The sequence below is a fragment of the Virgibacillus sp. L01 genome (genome assembly GCF_052246775.1).
GTDB lineage: Bacteria > Bacillota > Bacilli > Bacillales > Amphibacillaceae > Lentibacillus.
Genome location: NZ_JBQQCP010000008.1, coordinates 38,007 through 54,729, shown reverse-complemented (window position 1 = coordinate 54,729; position 16,723 = coordinate 38,007). Strand labels below are relative to the sequence as shown.

The 16,723-nt window shown below is 36.7% G+C and carries 14 protein-coding genes and 1 other annotated feature; of the genes, 3 read left to right on the top strand and 11 right to left on the bottom strand.

What is annotated here, in order from left to right:
- Positions 1 to 76 precede the first annotated feature (76 nt).
- Entirely contained in the window at positions 77 to 610 is a 534-nt protein-coding gene (gene ytfJ / locus ACTWQM_RS14715) for a GerW family sporulation protein (RefSeq protein ID WP_443258922.1), read from the bottom strand.
- 23 nt (positions 611 to 633) lie between these two features.
- Positions 634 to 1,206, bottom strand: a complete 573-nt coding sequence (locus ACTWQM_RS14710) for a DUF2953 domain-containing protein (protein ID WP_443258921.1) — start codon at positions 1,204 to 1,206, stop codon at positions 634 to 636.
- A 136-nt stretch (positions 1,207 to 1,342) separates the two neighbouring features.
- Here ACTWQM_RS14710 and ACTWQM_RS14705 point away from each other — a divergent pair, with 136 nt between their 5' ends.
- Positions 1,343 to 2,143 (top strand): NAD kinase, encoded by an 801-nt coding sequence (locus ACTWQM_RS14705; RefSeq protein ID WP_443258920.1) that lies wholly within the window; start codon positions 1,343 to 1,345, stop codon positions 2,141 to 2,143.
- A gap of 526 nt (positions 2,144 to 2,669) precedes the next feature.
- Here ACTWQM_RS14705 and ACTWQM_RS14700 read toward each other — a convergent pair.
- The 7 genes from ACTWQM_RS14700 to refZ all read right to left on the bottom strand — a co-directional run bounded on the left by ACTWQM_RS14700 (position 2,670) and on the right by refZ (position 10,829).
- Positions 2,670 to 4,268 (bottom strand): amidohydrolase, encoded by a 1,599-nt coding sequence (locus ACTWQM_RS14700; RefSeq protein WP_443258919.1) that lies wholly within the window; start codon positions 4,266 to 4,268, stop codon positions 2,670 to 2,672.
- 176 nt (positions 4,269 to 4,444) lie between these two features.
- Positions 4,445 to 4,648, bottom strand: a complete 204-nt coding sequence (locus ACTWQM_RS14695) for an alpha/beta-type small acid-soluble spore protein (RefSeq protein ID WP_092492300.1) — start codon at positions 4,646 to 4,648, stop codon at positions 4,445 to 4,447.
- 702 nt (positions 4,649 to 5,350) lie between these two features.
- Complete coding sequence (gene thiI, locus ACTWQM_RS14690; protein WP_443258918.1) at positions 5,351 to 6,553, bottom strand: tRNA uracil 4-sulfurtransferase ThiI; 1,203 nt, start codon at positions 6,551 to 6,553, stop codon at positions 5,351 to 5,353.
- A gap of 6 nt (positions 6,554 to 6,559) precedes the next feature.
- Complete coding sequence (locus ACTWQM_RS14685) at positions 6,560 to 7,699, bottom strand: cysteine desulfurase family protein (protein WP_443258917.1); 1,140 nt, start codon at positions 7,697 to 7,699, stop codon at positions 6,560 to 6,562.
- 208 nt (positions 7,700 to 7,907) lie between these two features.
- Entirely contained in the window at positions 7,908 to 8,216 is a 309-nt protein-coding gene (locus ACTWQM_RS14680) for a hypothetical protein (protein ID WP_443258916.1), read from the bottom strand.
- A gap of 1 nt (position 8,217) precedes the next feature.
- Positions 8,218 to 9,909: a septation ring formation regulator EzrA gene (gene ezrA / locus ACTWQM_RS14675; RefSeq protein WP_443258915.1), complete on the bottom strand. Its 1,692-nt coding sequence runs from the start codon at positions 9,907 to 9,909 to the stop codon at positions 8,218 to 8,220.
- Positions 9,910 to 10,214: 305 nt separating this feature from the next.
- Positions 10,215 to 10,829 (bottom strand): forespore capture DNA-binding protein RefZ, encoded by a 615-nt coding sequence (gene refZ, locus ACTWQM_RS14670; protein ID WP_443258914.1) that lies wholly within the window; start codon positions 10,827 to 10,829, stop codon positions 10,215 to 10,217.
- Between the two features lie 117 nt (positions 10,830 to 10,946).
- Here refZ and ACTWQM_RS14665 point away from each other — a divergent pair, with 117 nt between their 5' ends.
- A complete protein-coding gene (locus tag ACTWQM_RS14665; protein ID WP_443258913.1) occupies positions 10,947 to 11,429 on the top strand; it encodes a GAF domain-containing protein in 483 nt (160 codons plus the stop codon).
- A gap of 66 nt (positions 11,430 to 11,495) precedes the next feature.
- On the opposite strand, the gene ACTWQM_RS14660 is transcribed toward ACTWQM_RS14665, so the two are convergent.
- Positions 11,496 to 13,346, bottom strand: a complete 1,851-nt coding sequence (locus tag ACTWQM_RS14660) for a diguanylate cyclase domain-containing protein (RefSeq protein ID WP_443258912.1) — start codon at positions 13,344 to 13,346, stop codon at positions 11,496 to 11,498.
- 508 nt (positions 13,347 to 13,854) lie between these two features.
- Between ACTWQM_RS14660 and rpsD the strand changes: the two genes are divergently transcribed.
- Positions 13,855 to 14,457 carry a 30S ribosomal protein S4 gene (gene rpsD, locus ACTWQM_RS14655; RefSeq protein ID WP_443258911.1) on the top strand — a complete coding sequence of 201 codons (603 nt, stop codon included), beginning with the start codon at positions 13,855 to 13,857 and terminating at the stop codon, positions 14,455 to 14,457.
- A gap of 455 nt (positions 14,458 to 14,912) precedes the next feature.
- Here the strand turns inward: rpsD and tyrS are convergent, their stop codons facing one another.
- Complete coding sequence (gene tyrS / locus ACTWQM_RS14650) at positions 14,913 to 16,184, bottom strand: tyrosine--tRNA ligase (RefSeq protein ID WP_443258910.1); 1,272 nt, start codon at positions 16,182 to 16,184, stop codon at positions 14,913 to 14,915.
- Between the two features lie 223 nt (positions 16,185 to 16,407).
- Positions 16,408 to 16,608: a binding site (T-box leader), on the bottom strand.
- Between the last annotated feature and the right edge of the window lie 115 nt (positions 16,609 to 16,723).

Here is a 16,723-nt window from a genome sequence, read left to right as displayed (position 1 = left end):
CCTAATTATTTTTCCCTGCACACCCCATTATGAATTTATTACCAATTAATGTCCACTATTTCAATTGAGCTAATCTTTATATATCATATCTTGTTTGATCTTCTGATTGCTGCTGATCCTGTTTTTGCTGATTACCCTGATTCTGATTTGAATTGTGCTGCTCTGACTGTTGCTGGCCTCGCCCAGATTTTTGTTTATGATTAGGTGACTGAGCTGACTCTTTTAATATTTGCTGAATTTTCTCAACTGCTTTTGGAGCAAAATCAAGCATCTTCTCATAAATATGTGTGTTTTCATCCAAGTGAACCATCTTAATTCCTTTTGGACTAACAATTAAGAATGCAACTGGTGTAATGGATACACCACCACCGCTACCTCCCCCAAATGGTAATGAGCCTCCACTACCTGAATCACTTTTACTTTGTCCTGAACTACCTGAACTAAATTCGCTCCCACCTGCAGCAAAACCAAATCCTACTTTTGAAACCGGGATAATTACACTTCCATCCGGAGATTCAACCGGATCCCCGATAATTGTGTTCACCTCTATCATATCTTTTAAATTTTCCATTGCTGTTGTCATTAGACCCTGAATCGGATGTTCCTCCATAATATTTTCCTCCTTTTAAAAACTTAAACAATTACTTCTTTGCTTGACGGATATTTACGTATCACTTTAATAATTCCATATATAGCTTGCCCGATCCTTACTGATACAATGCAATCGAATTTTGATTCAATACATCGTTGATTAAAAAGTGGTACAACAGAGATGGATGGATCACATTTTAAATTACTCTTTGCATAAATTAACCCTAATATCATCCCTTTAGTTCCCCATATTCCTCCTGAAACCATACCGGTCGCACTTGCTTCTCCAGTTCCAAAATGCGTACTCCATGTAAGTTTATGAAAATAAACTCGCCCCAGCAAAATAGTAACCACGTCATTTAAATCTTTAGCCTTTTGAAGAAAATTTTCACTATAATTATGTAATAATTTCAGTGTTTCGCGAACTGATTTTTCCTCATAGGATTGATCAGATATGTCAATCACCCTATTCATTAATTTTATTCGATAAAAATAAACAGCTATTAAAACAGTTTGTCTATCCTGATTTACAATAACCGTATTAATCACCTTAATTTTTGAAAATAACAGTAAAATAATCACTAAAATAAAGCCTATCAGTAGTAAGATAAACATAAATTCCTCACCCCACAATATTAATTTGCTACAAATTTCCTTTTTTACTCATACACTTTCAATCTGTTAGGAAATAATAAGCAAAAATGATATTCTTAGACAAGAAGATACGATAATAATAGGGGGAAGGATAACAATGTCTAATCGAAAAAACATTTATTTCTTTTATCAAAAAAATAATGACCTCAAAAATAAATTACAGCCACTAACAGAACTTGCTGAAAAAAACAATTTCACTATTGTTGATGATCACAAACAAGCTAACGTTATTATAAGTATTGGTGGCGATGGTGCTTTTTTACAGGCTGTTCGAAAAACAGGGTTCAGACAGGATTGCCTTTACACTGGGATAACACAATCTGACGAGTCCGGACTGTATTGTGATTTTAATATGGATAATTTTGATGAAATGCTACATTCAATGGTTCATGAAGAAATGGAGGTTCGTCGGTTTCCAGTCATAAATGTACAGGTAAATGGGGAAAATTCATTTAATTGTTTAAATGAGGTTAGCATTCGTTCCACCATTATCAAAACGATTGTAATTGATGTTTATATTGATGATATGCAGTTTGAAACATTTAGGGGTGACGGATTAATTGTCGCAACTCCTACAGGCAGTACTGGTTACAATAAATCAACACAGGGTGCTATAATTGATCCGAAGATTCCATGTTTTCAAGTATCAGAACTCGCTTCACTTAATAACAACCGCTATCGGACATTAGGATCTTCTTTTGTATTAAGTAAGGATCGAAAGCTTACATTGGATATCATTCAGGATGGTAACGATTATCCTGTTATCGGCTTAGATAATGAAGCCTATTCCATTCGAAATATTAAAGATTTAACGGTAACCTTAAGTGATAAAGTAATTAAAACGGTGAAACTCAAGAACAACTCCTATTGGGATCGTGTGAAACGAACATTTTTATAAAGAAAGAGACCGGAACAAAAGTGATTAGTGAAAATAAAATCCGAACTGATTCAAATTCTTGAAATAGAATTTGAATCAGCTCGGATTTATTTGTTGCTGATTAGATATAAAACTGCAAACTAACTGCTGGAGTATTCTTTATAAACTCTCGTCCCGCCGTCCGGCATCGCTACGGGCGGATGCTTTCCGCGGGCACGGCCTAAGCCTCCTCGAGAAAACCACTCTGCGGGGTCTTAGGACACGTGCTATTCCCGCTGGAGTCACCGCCCTCCGCTCACCCGGACTAGTGTATATGTCACACAATTATTCTATAGCAATTCCTATTCCAGTCAACAGCGGAGGAAATAAACGTAGACTCCTGTGGGAGCTGACTAGGCAGCGACGTAGGAGCAAGGAGCCTCATCAGCCGGCCCACGGAAAGCGAAGTGTATTTCCGAAGCGGTGTCATAGCACTCAGCATGTTAGTTCGCTGTTTATATCTACTACGTATTAGATCCAGCCATTGATAATGATTGTCCTAAACATCCTATCCTGCATTATTATTATATACGATGTCACCATCAATAACAGTCATTGCCACTTCTATCTCATGAATATGCTCTGGATCAACCTGGAAAATATCCTCTTCCAAAATGGTAAAATCTGCGGTATAACCATCGATAACCAGACCACGGTGATTTTCCTGTGTAATTGCACTTGCGCTACCAACCGTGTATAACCGAACAGATTCAAATAATGAAAGCCTTTCTTTCGGCTGGTATACCTCGCCATCATAATATGATTTTCGAAGCATGGCTGCCTGAATTCCTTGTAATGGATTAGCATCCTCAATCGGTGCATCTGAGCTACCAGCACAAAGTACACCACTATCCAACATTGTTTTCCAAGCATATGCTAATTTAATTCTATCCTCCCCCAATCTATCAACAGCCCAAGGAAAATCCGATGAAACAAACGCTGGCTGAATATCAACGACCACTGGCAATTCCTGAAGCATTTTTAAAGAAGATTCATTTAAAATTTGACCATGGATTATCCGGTCGCGGGCTCCATTTTGAAGTGGATATTTTTTAATTAATTTTGTTATTTCATCAACAGCTTGATCTCCAATAGCATGAACAGCTATTGGAAGACCATGTGTCCTGGCAGACCGTACAATTTCTTCCAAGTAATCAGAGTTATGAATCGCTACCCCATAATTGTCAGGATCGTCCGTATATTCTTGTGTCAGCCATGCTGTTCGACCGCCAAGAGCTCCATCTGAGAAGATCTTAACAGCACCAAGTTCAATGTATTCTGTTCCATCCAAGTATCCTAAATTCTGATTAATCATGTCTTCCATAACTTCATGATGAACAAGTAGATGTGCCTTAAATTTATTGCCGTTTCCATTAATTGCATTTAAAAAAGCGTTGTATGTTTTTAGAAAACCACCATAATAATTGAGATCTTCACTGTGTCCACCTACTAAACCTTTTGCCAACAAATCATCGACAGCTATTTTTATAATCTGCTGTAAAAATTCCTGTGATACATCAGGCATTGCCTGTTTAATTAATTCCTGTGCAGTATCTAGAAATAAACCAGTAGTATCACCGTTGTCGTCTCGTACGACAATTCCCCCTTGTGGATCTGGCGTCTGATCATTTATGTAAGATATATCCATTGCTTTTGTATTAGCTAACAGCGCATGTCTGCATACACGGGTCAACATCATAGGGTTGTCTGGGCAGATTTCATCCAACTCTTTTTTTGAAATAATTTCTGGATTATCCCACTGATTTTCATTCCACCCTTCTCCAATAAGCCATTCCCCTTCAGACAAGTTAGCAGTACGATTAAGAAGTGCTTCTTTAATTTCTTCTGGGGACTTCATCTGTGACAAATCTAAATGCAGCAGCTTTTCACCGTGTCCTATTATATGCATATGACTGTCCACCAAACCCGGTAACATCGTTTTGCCTTTCAGATTAACTTCATTATCAATTTTGTCATAATAGTCATGATATAATCTCTCATAAGTTCCAACAGCTTTTATAAAGCCACCCTCTGTATAGACAGCTTCAACTGCATCGCCTTCGTTTTCCATTGTATAAACTGAACCACCGAACCAAAGTCTTCCCATCTGAAATACTCCCATCTACAAAAATTCTACTCTTTTATAAGCACTTTACCTACTTAAAGCAGAAAAATCAAGAAGGAGAAATTAGGAAATTTAGCCAAATTTAATGTAAAAGCATTTGTACTATTAAAAGGGCTACCCTAAAAGGGTAGCCCTAAGCCATTATTATTATATTGTTGTTATTGAGACATTCCGCCAAATTGTTGTTCAGCAGACTGAACAAGACGTTTTGTGATTTCTCCACCAACAGATCCGTTGGAGCGAGAAGTTGAGTCAGGACCAAGTTGAACACCAAATTCTTGTGCAATCTCAGTTTTCATTTGGTCTAATGCTTGTTGTGCACCAGGTATAACTAATTGGTTTGAACTATTGTTGCTAGCCATGTTCATCACCTCCTTGATACTTCTATATTGTGTAGGTTCAAGGATTTTTAAACTGGTAGTTGTTGTTAGTTAAGAGAAATTTTATGAGTGCTCTTTTCCTAAGCCAACGAATTCAGTTTTAGGGGATGTAACAATATTTCTTAGTTTATAATACCGATAAGGGAATTAAGTATTGCCACTTGGAATGAGAATTCGACAAATAGTTGAAGTGGATCCTAGTTCCGTTAAATAGCAGAAAAGGTGCTCTTTGAAGGGTGAGACGGATCCTCGTTCCGTTAAAAGCCGAAAATCAGCCAAATTTGAGGCAAAAATGACAAATAGGGGAACGAGGATCCGCCAAACAGTTGAAGCGGATCCTCGTCCCGTTAAAAAATGGGTTCTTCAACAATACAGGCGAAATGTATGCTAATTACTATGTGACTTTTAATATTATTACGTATTCCTCTCTAACGTTTTCCGTAAGCATAGTTGCTTTTTATTTCGCAATTGATAATAAACTCTGCAAAGTAACATAAAAAAACAGCTGTGTGCTGTGACACCGCTTCGGAAATACACTTCGCACACCTTAGGACAACGCTTCAGTTTCCTCGGAAGAAAAACCGCTTCCCGTGGGACAGCGATCCTAAGAGACCCCACAGTGAGCTTCCTTTGCGGGCGAGGCAGACTAAGAATGCCACGTCCTATGGCAACTCTGCCCCGCCTTTATAAAAGATCTTCGAATTCCTTTTTTGCATCTGATTGATTCGTTATTTTAACAACTTCAATACCGTTTATTGTCTCTTCTATTAGTGCAGAGAAGTCTTCCTGTGATTCAAACATACTTACTTTTTCTCTAGTAGGCTTCGTCTTTGGTGACTTTGGCACAAAAATAGTGCAGCAATCCTCATAAGGTCGTATCGAAATATCATACGTATCAATTTTTCTGGAAATATTTATTATATCATTTTTATCCATTGCAACTAATGGTCTAATAATTGGATAATTGGTTACTTCGTTTATTGCATTCATACTTTCCATTGTTTGACTTGCTACCTGACCAAGACTTTCACCGTTTGTCATCGACAATATAGACTCATTCTTGCACACCTGTTCACTAATACGTAACATCATTCGTCGCATTATTGTCATTGCATACCCGTCAGGCATCTCCCGAAAAATATGCTGCTGTAATTTCGTGAACGGAACAACATGAACTTTAATTGAATTCCCATATTCCGTCAGTTGCTCTGCCAGGTCCATTACTTTTTGTTTCGAACGTTCACTTGTAAATGGTGGTGAATGAAAATGAATAGCCTCTAGTTGAACACCACGTTTCATAGCAAGATATCCCGAAACAGGGCTGTCTATTCCGCCAGACAAGAGCAACAACGACTTTCCTGATGTACCCACCGGTAATCCGCCGAGCCCTGGTATTATACTGGATGTTATATAAGTTGCTTCTGTTCTGATTTCAACCTTGATTTCAAGGTCTGGCTGGTGAACATCAACCGTATAGCCAGTTGTATTTGATAAAAGATGTCCACCCAGCACCTGATTCATATCCTGTGAACGAACAGGAAAATTCTTATCAATCCGTTTTACAGAGACTTTAAACGAATTGACATTGTCACTATTATTTAGTGCCCATAATGCTGCTTGTTTAATTTCCTCTTCATCGTTACGGACCTTAACTGCCAGACTAAGACTTTGAATTCCGAAGACTTCACTGCACCTTTGAATGATAGGATCAGGTTCATATCCATTTAATAAGACAAACATTCTCCCTTGTGTACGTTTTACTGTTACCTCAGGAAAGGCCTTTAACTTTCTGCGTATATTGTTTTGCAGCTGAACGATAAACTTCTTTCTATTTTTACCTTTAAGAGCAATTTCTCCGTATCGTATTAAAATATGATCATATTGCATAATTATCTACTCCATTACTGCTTTTAGTTGATTTACTGCTTCTTCTAACGCAATTAAAAACGTATTAATTTCACTTTCTGTAGTATCATACGACATGCTGATGCGAAGTGCAGATGTTGAACGGTCAGCGCCATACCCGCAAGCTGCTAATATTTTACTCTCATCCGCCTGTTTGGAAGAACAGGCGGATTTGGTTGAAATATATATTTGCTTTTCTCCAAGCATGTGAATAATTACTTCTGGCTTCAATCCTGGTACAGAAATATTCATAATGTGTGGTGCTGCGTCTTCTGGTGTATTGATTACCACACCTTCCATTTCAGCCAACTTTTTCCTGAGATATTCATGTAACTGATACATGTCCTTAACTTCTGTCTTTTCCCGCTCTTTTATTAACCTCAATGCTTTTACAATCGAGACAGCTCCAGCAAGGTTCTCAGTTCCGGAACGGAGAGAACGTTCCTGATTGCCACCATGTAGCAACGGATACATCGTTGTCTTTCTATTCACGTATAAAATACCAGTTCCTTTCAACCCATGGAGTTTATGCCCTGAAATGGCACATAAATCAATTCCACTATTTGTAAGTTCTAAAGGTATTTTTCCCATTCCCTGAACATTATCTACATGGAAAAATATTTTTGGGTATTCTTTGAGAATTTCTCCGATTTTCTTAATTGGCTGAACCGACCCAAGCTCATTATTAATATGCAACATGCTAACCAAAATCGTATCATTCCTAATTGAATTCGTTAAATCCTTAATAGAGATTACACCATTTTTATCTACAGGTAAATACGTTACTGTAAAACCTAATTCCTCCAGACTGTTGCAGGCCTCAGAAACAGATGGATGCTCGATTTCAGTCGTGATAATGTGCTTACCACGCCCCTGGTGCTTAAGTGCAATACCCTTTATTGAAAGGTTATTCCCCTCCGTTCCTCCAGAAGTAAAAATGATTTCATCCTGTTGTACATTTAAGAGTTGTGATGCTTGCTCCTTTGACTTTATTAACAATTTTTCAGCCTCACCACCAAGTTGATGAATACTGGATGGATTAGCAAAGAACCGTTCAGTTGCTTGATAAAAACTATCAAGAACGGATGAAGCAGGTTTTGTTGTTGCACTGTTATCTAAATAAATCATGTTAAATACTCCTTAGATTTGATAAACGAGAATCAGCTTTTAAATACTTGACACTCGCCTAGCCTCAATGGCAGTTAGGCAATATACCGCCATTAGAAAAACTTGGCTTTCACCAAGTTTTAAAAGCGAAAACCAACGTTTCACTTATATTTTACTATTCCTTTACTGAAAGTTTTAAAGTTAGCTTTCCCATAAATAACCTTTACATTTATTTTTCTTCCAACATCTCGAGTAACAAGTCAATTGATACTTTATTATCGTCATTCGTAAGGCTAACACTTCCGAGTTTTCTCGTTGGAGATTCCTTTTTGTTTTTCATTGCATACACGTTATCAGTATTGCCTTCAGGCTGATTAAACATTTCGCTTTTCTTGATCATGACGCTTCCTGAAACTGCATGATCATTTACAGTCATCGGGCTGGTCTGTGCTGTGAAAAACATAAACATGGCAATACCCCAGACACATATTGTACTAGTACCCAGGAACATCAGAACCCCTTTATAGCCCAGACGCATACTAATTTGCTTCCTTTTGGTATGCTTCGATGCGCTTTAATGCACCTGGCTCAATTTCTTCTACAGCTTTAGCTGCCTGTTCAATAGCAAGATCATACTCATAGGAACGAAATAGACGTTCAGATTCGGACAATTTAGCAGCAAGAACTGGATATTGACTCCGATATCTATTTGCATACTGGATAACTTGTTCGGTCAAATAGGCCTGATCCAACATTAACTCTGTTTGTTCTGTTACGTGGTCAACCGCAATTTTTGCCTCGGATAATGCGTGTTGAACTTCTGTAACATCCAATGGCTGCTTATCCAGTAATTGAAGTACCCGGGCATTCTTTTGAGAAGCTTCCTCCATGATGTTCCAAATAACACCAGGAACACCTGGGATATTACTTTTATTCAGTCTGCGATTAATATGATATAGTTCATTTTTCATATCAGTCAACTTCTCTTTTGCTTCCAATTCGTCTTTCCTTAAATTTTGTATATGTTTCTTAAATTCATCATGCTTTTGCTGCAAATCTTCAATTTGATGGAAACCATTCTCCAATTCAACGCGCAAATCAGAATGTGTACTGTTCTCACTTTCAATATCAGCTGAAAGCTCTTCAAGCTGATTCCTTAATCTTAATATGGACTTTTCCAATGACAAATACTTTTCCATATCATTATCTTCAAAGTAATAGGTTTTCTTTAACGTTTCTACTTCCTCTTTGGTTGTCAGGAAATTTTCCTCCAAGCTGTCCAATGCTTCCTGATAACTTGGCACCTTAGATTCAACATAATTTTTGGCGACAGCTTCTTTCTCAAGTAACTGGTACATTTCCGCTATTCTCTCATTTACTTCCTCTATTACTATGCTTGCTTCAGAAGTATCCCCTTTTTCAAGGGTGTTTACACAATCCAATAGACGGCGTTGATAGTTATGTACTTCTTTTTCAAAACCAAGATGTTCAATTCGGTAACCATCTTCTTTCATATCTCTTAGCCCCTTAAAAAGCTCGTCCAATTGGGCTGGTAAGTCATGCTTACATGTTTTATAAACCTCTGGAAATGTATCAATTCGTGATTGCAGTTCGTCCAACTTTTGCTTGAGGTCTTCTACAAGCTGATGTGCTTCCGAATAATCACCTGAACCAACTAAGTCATGATATTGATTAAGTTGTTGGTCAAGTTCATCTATCTCAACATCAAAACGAACTTCTGCCTTACCATATTGGTAACGGTTTTGTGAAAGCTTTTTGCGCAAAGCTTTAAGATCAGGCTGTATTTGTTCGATTTCTTTTCGACTTGATTCCTCAGATTCCATCAGTTCATCTAGTTCTTCAAGCATTTTTTCGATGTCTTTTTCAATTGATTGCAATGTCTGTTCTACTTTTCTCAATGTTTTTTTAGCAGTGGAAAACCGATATCGATCTGCAGCTTCTTCAGCATCAAATAAATATTCTTCAATATCGGGGAGCTCTTTTGTTACGATATACTCCCAGCGTTCTTTCCACGCTTCAAATTTCACTTGAGTTTCACCAGACAAATTTAAACTTTTAATACGCCCAAGCTGAGATGCAATATTCCGATTCATTATATCCATTTTCCATGCTTCCAATCGGTCCACAACATCATATACCCGTTTTCGTAAAATAAGTCCTACAATTATTAGTGTAATAATTACTAAAATAATTCCTATGATATATGCCATAAAATGCCTCCTAACTGCATTCCTGAATAAGAGGATAGTTTTTCGTTGGCAGATAAGAAAGTACAAGTCCTTTCTTACTGCATAAGTGCAAATAATGCTTTTGCCATTAAAGCTTGGCGATTAGCCCTTGATTAATAATTCCACCATACAAAAAGCGTATAATTATCTCATTATTATACATATGATACCATGTAATTAACATTTTTGGCTAAAAAATTTCAAATAAATTAAGGATTTGACAAATTTTATTTACAAAAATAAAAAATGGCGTTAAATATAAGCCATTTTACGTAATTTTACGTTTGTTATTTGTCATTTTGAGAGACAACGTAATCTAACCAATTCTCTATTGTTCGAATATAATTATTTGCAAATTGATTATGGGAATCTATCCCAACTACCTGGTTTTTCCATTCATTCTGCAATATGTACGGAGTAATTAACATTCCTTTTAGTTGCATTAATAAAAATCTGCTATCCAAATTATTCTTCTTCTGTTTTGTGAAAATAGCATAAAATGAGTTACTTATAAAATAATTCTCTTTAGCAAGATATGTAACCGTCATTTCACGTACAAACACCGAATCCAATGAAAGCTCACGATGGATGAAACATGAGAATTGATGATTGCTCTGCTTGTAATGTATAATAGTTGCAATCATTTTTTTCAAACGCTCCAGTGGTGAAATGGATTCATTATGCAACATAGCTGCTTCGATTGCTTTCAAATAGGCTTCATAGTATTGTGTAACAGCATGCTCCAGAAGTCCCTGTTTACTTTTGAAATAGTAGCTGATCAACGAAACATTAACAGTTGCTTTATCTGCAATGTCTCTTACAGATGTTCCATGAAAGCCATTTTGAAAAAATAATATAGAAGCTGCATCAACAACTTTTTGTTTAGTTGGATTTTTCTTCATCAGTTTTCAACTCCTTACATCTCTTTTACGACAAAGTGAGGATTTATCCTGCATTTTTCTCTCGACAAAAATTTTATGTTATTTGTCGAAATATACACAGTTGAAAGGGAAATGAACATGTTTCAAGCAACAGCCTACTCCGGAAAGAAAGCTAAAGATTACGAATTATTACTGAAACAACTTACCGCTTTATCTGAGGGTGAACAAGATGATATTGCTATTTTATCGAATGCATCTTCATTATTAAACCAATTTCTAGATGAAGTAAACTGGGTCGGTTTTTATTTATGGAAAGAAAATGAATTAGTGCTTGGTCCATTTCAGGGACTGCCAGCCTGTATTCGAATTGCATATGGCAAGGGAGTCTGCGGAACCGCGATAGAAGAAAGAAAAACCCAAAGAGTTGCAGACGTTACAGCTTTCCCAGGTCATATCGCCTGTGACAGTGCAAGTAAATCGGAAATTGTTGTACCATTAATTGTGAATGATGAAATTTATGGTGTTCTCGATATTGATAGTCCGATTACAAGTCGCTTTGATGAAACAGATCAAACCTACATCGAAAAATTTGCGAAAATACTAGAAGAATTAATCAGATAACAATGAAGTGGCTGAAGTATTTTATTCAGCCACTTTAATTTATATTTTAGGATGCTTTTTTTACCCTTATTCCTTTACAACGCAGTTTTTTCCAATTGCTTTTGCTTCATACAGTGCTTTGTCTGCACGAATGAAGACATCACTTACAGAGTCCAGCTTCTTATCAATCCAGGATGATACCCCACAGGATAGTGTAATCCCGGGATCAGTAAAGCTTTCAACCTGCGTCCGTATTTGACCAGCAAGCACTACGCCATCATCAATACTGGCGTTGGGTAGATAAATTGCCAACTCCTCTCCACCCCACCGGGCAGGGATGTCCTCATGCCCTAATTGGGTTCTGATAATATTTGCCACTTGAACAATTACCTCGTCACCAATATAGTGCCCATATGTATCATTTATTTTTTTGAAGTCATCAATATCAAATAGAATTAACGCCCCTTTTTCATCTGATTGCATATGTGCTTTCAGTTTTTCGTCAAAATGGTTCCGTGAATATAACTTTGTAAGATAATCAGTAATTACCGATTCCTCCAATTTATCTTTTAATATAGAATTTGTCATTGCTAGGGTGGAATGGTGGACAAGGGATTGCATTAACTTATAGTTCTCAAAGGTAAAGAAGTATTCTTCCTCGTGCAAAATTACTACTGCCCCATAAACCTTGCCAGACTGAATCATCGGTATTGCCATAATAGAACAATACGGAATGCCTCTTTTAAAATCGCCACTAAAAATTGGGTCAGCGTCTATTTTCATCTGATCAAGTATGCCTTTAGCAAATATTTCACCTTTTTCAGTCTCAAAATAGCTTGTACTGCCTGTCAAAATACTGAAGTCAGTATCAGATTCATCATGAACATAAATAAACCCTACCTGCGCTGCACAACATGCTTCTATTATCTGCTTTCGTACAATTGAAATAATTTCAGTAAGCCTTAAATTGGAATTAAGTTTATGTGTAGCTTCGTTTATCAGCTTCAAATCGGATACGAGATGTTTGGAATGCTGGTAAAGTGTTACATTTTCGATTGCCGCACCGGCTGTGTTTGCAAATTGCGTAATGAATTCAATTTCATCCTCTGTGAAATCAACAGCATGCGGTGTAATAATTTGCAATACACCATAAACCCCCTGTCTTCCTTTTAAAGGTGCATAAACACTTGTATTTTTATCCTTAACACGGTCTTCCAACTGCACCTCACCGGATAGAAATGCTTGTGTACTTACTCGCTTCGTGGCAGCGTCACTATATTCAATTGTTTTAATTGGCAGCGAACTTTCCGCTTCATAATCCTGGGATAATAATAAATAATATGTAAATGCAGGATATAACTTAAATAAAGATTGAACAATATCGTTCAAAATATCTTCTTTAATAGTCATGGAATATAAACGTGTAGACATATCAAACAAAAATCTACTCTTACTAACACTGTTTTCACTTAACTTATAATAGTTAACCAGCTTTAATAATTGTTCTGTTTCCCGTTTAATCAACTCAACACTATCATCGGATAAGGTGTCTACATTCTTCGGATAGGAAAGAACCACAAAACCAGAAGACCCAAATTTCGGAACCAGTGGTATAATGACAGAATTAAGTGATTCATTTTTCTCCTTAAAAATTGATTGTTCGCCTGCACTATCAGATCGTATAAGCTCCTGGTTAATATCGCGAAAGTCTACTTTACGCTTCATTACTAAGCTTACTTCATTTGAATTCGTTTTAATTTCATACTTTTTACTCCAGTTATTATATATATAGATTGCTGCATGAGTGGAATTCACAACAGTCACTAAGCTGTTTGCAACTGTTGATAACAGTTCATCATATGAAAAATGGGCAATATCAGAGATCAATTCAAAGTATGTACTTCTTAGTTTCTCTTGTAATTCATTTTGAGTTATCATTTATATTATCACCTATCATATCGTTCTTAAGATTTATTCATATTATATCGAAACAACTGACAATTTCCTATACAGTTTAAGAAAAAAGCTGTTTTCTAAAAAAATTGTTACGTTCTTAACAGGTGGTTGATATCAATTGGGACACTGGAGCAATGTTTATTTCCGAAGCGCATTGTGATGTCATAGCACTAAATTTATTTTTCAACATTGTGCTACAGTCTATATTAATAGCACTAAACTTTTAGAAAATAACCAAGAACAAAGCTGCTATTAATGAATTATTCATGTTTTTATTGACTTTCATCCTCATAGCTTATATACTATTCTTTGTGTAAAATAAAAGGTAGCTTACGTGAACCTACGTTTATGTCATTTTATTCCTCAAATATGAGGTGTATCGTGTAACTCTCTGCTGCTGGAGCGATGGTACATGAAAATAAAATGTATGACGAATTTGGAACACACTGTTTATTTTATGCTAATAAACTAAAAAAGGAGGAAATGTCTAATGGCACGTTTTACAGGATCAATATGGAAGAAATCACGTCGTCTCGGCATTTCATTAACTGGAACTGGTAAGGAATTAGATAAACGCCCTTACGCTCCAGGTCAACATGGACCAAATTCACGAAGAAAAATTTCCGAATATGGTTTACAGCAACAAGAAAAGCAAAAACTTCGCTTCATGTATGGATTAAATGAACGTCAATTCCGTAATCTGTTTACAGAAGCTGGTAATATGAAAGGTATTCATGGTGAAAACTTCATGCTTTTACTTGAATCTCGCCTGGATAACCTTGTTTATCGTCTTGGACTAGCTCGCACACGCAGACAATCTCGTCAGCTAGTAAATCACGGTCATGTAACTGTTGACGGCAAGCGCGTTGATATTCCATCTTACCGCCTAAAGCCAGGTCAGGTAATTGGACTACGTGAAAAGTCACAGAAGCTGGATATTATTAAAGAAGCAATCGAAGTAAACAACTTCGTACCAGAATATCTTACTTTTGACGCAGATAAAATGGAAGGAAGCTACACTCGTTACCCAGAGCGTTCTGAACTTCCAGCTGAAATCAACGAACCACTTATCGTTGAATTCTACTCTCGTTAATAAACGAAACTCCAAACTCCTTGATACAATAAGGAAATTGGAGTTTTTTCTTTATGTATACAATTTATTCCTTCATTCGCACATCAAGTGGAATGATTTCCAATCTATGCTTACAGTATCCAAATTACGTTATCGTCAATACTAATTTCATAATATTTTAGTTAACCCTCCTCCTTCAACTATCTAAGATAGTAGCTACTTTATGTATATGAAATCTATAAACCTGCTTCTTCCCTTCTGCCTTTATGGTTTAAGTGATTAAGCGCATTGCATTTAGAATTTCAAGTAATACACTACATAAGATATTGCTCTTCCTCATTTCAATTCTTTTAGAAACTTGCTATGAATAGAATTTAGCGAAACTACGAACACAAAAATACACACGCCATTTTACATATGAAATAGCATGTGTATTGGATGTTATTTGGGTACTTCATTTTTGGTGTTTTAACGATCTATTTATAACTTACAAGGAAATACTTTTTCTTTCCGCGTCTAATAATTGTAAACATATCATCAATTCGATCTTCTTTATTAACAACGTATTGCAACTCCTGCTGACGCTCGCCATTTATATAAATTGCCCCATTTTTAATATCTTCTCTTGCTTGGCGCTTTGATGATGAAATAGAAGCGTTAACTAAAAGATCGATTAAACCTATTTCTTCTTTAGGAGCTTCGTAAGCAGGAACACCTTTAAAACCTTGCTTAATATCTCCTGCAGATAGTTCTTTTAAATTTCCACTGAAAAGTGATGCTGATATTTTCTGTGCTTGTTCCAAAGCTTCCTGACTATGCACTTCACGAGTCATCTCTTCAGCTAAACGTTTTTGTGCCAGACGGTTTTCAGGAGTATCCTCTACTTCTTTTTGTAACTGATCAAGTTCTTCCTGATCAAGAAATGTAAAGTAATATAGAAATTTCATTACATCACGATCATCAGCATTAAACCAAAACTGATAAAATTCATATGGCGTTGTTTTTTCTGGATCTAACCAAATAGAACCGCCTGCTGTTTTACCAAATTTGGAACCATCAGCCTTTGTAATCAGAGGAACGGTTAGGCCAAATACTTTCGTTTCTTCGTCCATCTCTTCTCTGGAGCGGCGAATCAGTTCCATACCAGCAGTTATATTTCCCCATTGATCGCTGCCGCCAATTTGCATGGTGCAATTTTCTTGTTCATATAATTTTAGGTAGTCTAAAGATTGAAGGATCATGTAACTAAATTCTGTATAAGATATCCCCTGTTCAATCCGAGCCGACACAGATTCCTTGCCAAGCATGTAGTTGATACCAAAATGCTTTCCTGCATCCCGTAAAAAGTCAATCACAGTCATGCTTGCAAGCCAGTCATGGTTATTACGGGCAACCGCAGCATTTGACCCACTATCAAAATCAAGCAGTTTTGCTAATTGCTCCTTAATTTTTTCACTGTAACCTTTTACAACTGTCGCTTCGTTCAGTGAACGTTCTGTGGAACGACCACTTGGATCACCAATCATTCCTGTTCCGCCACCTATCAACGCTATCGGACGATGTCCAGCCTTTTGAAACCTTTTTAACATTGTGATCGGCAGCAAATGTCCTATATGTAAACTATCAGCAGTCGGATCAAACCCACAGTACAATGTTACCTGATTCTCTTCCAAATGCTTCGTTAAGCCCTCGTTGTCAGTGGTTTGATGAATCAAATTACGTTTTTCCAAATCCTTTAAAATATCCATTCTCTTCACTCTCCATCTTTTACTAATTTTGTATGAAAATACCTCTCTCACTTGATCTCAGCGGACACAGTCATTTTCGTGAATTTTTGCCAATAAGGTCCCTGGTGTCCGCTAACCTCAAATTTGCTATATGAAAAAGAAATTTCATGATAGATGATAGCTGCGCATTCAGCAGCCATGGTCGTTTTTTAACTGCAAATAAAAAAACCCATCCCTAATATAAATAAGGGACGAGTTTACGCTCGCGGTACCACCCTTGTTGCACATGCCACCTTGGGATTGTTAACGATGATGTCACCGTCTTCTTTTTGAAGGAAGAAACTCCAGATTGTAATTCACCAGCAAATATATACTAACTCTCAGCATCCGTTAGTTCTCTTGAAAATTGATTTGCAAAGCTACTGCGATCTTTCAATGTATTTTAATATTATTACTTATTCATATCACATTCTGATGACAAACGCAATATATTCACATAATTCCTTCTATACCTAGTACATCGATTATGCTATAATTAATGTTGGAATTTAGGAGGTCTT

What these genes read in the sequence shown, in the direction of transcription:
- ezrA (WP_443258915.1), bottom strand. Translation starts at nt 9,909, where the DNA reads ATGGCATATATCATAGGAATTATTTTAGTAATTATTACACTAATAATT.
- ACTWQM_RS14710 (WP_443258921.1), bottom strand. Translation starts at nt 1,206, where the DNA reads ATGTTTATCTTACTACTGATAGGCTTTATTTTAGTGATTATTTTACTG.
- ACTWQM_RS14700 (WP_443258919.1), bottom strand. Translation starts at nt 4,268, where the DNA reads ATGGGAAGACTTTGGTTCGGTGGTTCAGTTTATACAATGGAAAACGAA.
- ytfJ (WP_443258922.1), bottom strand. Translation starts at nt 610, where the DNA reads ATGGAGGAACATCCGATTCAGGGTCTAATGACAACAGCAATGGAAAAT.
- thiI (WP_443258918.1), bottom strand. Translation starts at nt 6,553, where the DNA reads ATGCAATATGATCATATTTTAATACGATACGGAGAAATTGCTCTTAAA.
- rpsD (WP_443258911.1), top strand. Translation starts at nt 13,855, where the DNA reads ATGGCACGTTTTACAGGATCAATATGGAAGAAATCACGTCGTCTCGGC.
- tyrS (WP_443258910.1), bottom strand. Translation starts at nt 16,184, where the DNA reads ATGGATATTTTAAAGGATTTGGAAAAACGTAATTTGATTCATCAAACC.
- ACTWQM_RS14685 (WP_443258917.1), bottom strand. Translation starts at nt 7,699, where the DNA reads ATGATTTATTTAGATAACAGTGCAACAACAAAACCTGCTTCATCCGTT.
- refZ (WP_443258914.1), bottom strand. Translation starts at nt 10,829, where the DNA reads ATGAAGAAAAATCCAACTAAACAAAAAGTTGTTGATGCAGCTTCTATA.
- ACTWQM_RS14680 (WP_443258916.1), bottom strand. Translation starts at nt 8,216, where the DNA reads ATGCGTCTGGGCTATAAAGGGGTTCTGATGTTCCTGGGTACTAGTACA.
- ACTWQM_RS14665 (WP_443258913.1), top strand. Translation starts at nt 10,947, where the DNA reads ATGTTTCAAGCAACAGCCTACTCCGGAAAGAAAGCTAAAGATTACGAA.
- ACTWQM_RS14660 (WP_443258912.1), bottom strand. Translation starts at nt 13,346, where the DNA reads ATGATAACTCAAAATGAATTACAAGAGAAACTAAGAAGTACATACTTT.
- ACTWQM_RS14695 (WP_092492300.1), bottom strand. Translation starts at nt 4,648, where the DNA reads ATGGCTAGCAACAATAGTTCAAACCAATTAGTTATACCTGGTGCACAA.
- ACTWQM_RS14705 (WP_443258920.1), top strand. Translation starts at nt 1,343, where the DNA reads ATGTCTAATCGAAAAAACATTTATTTCTTTTATCAAAAAAATAATGAC.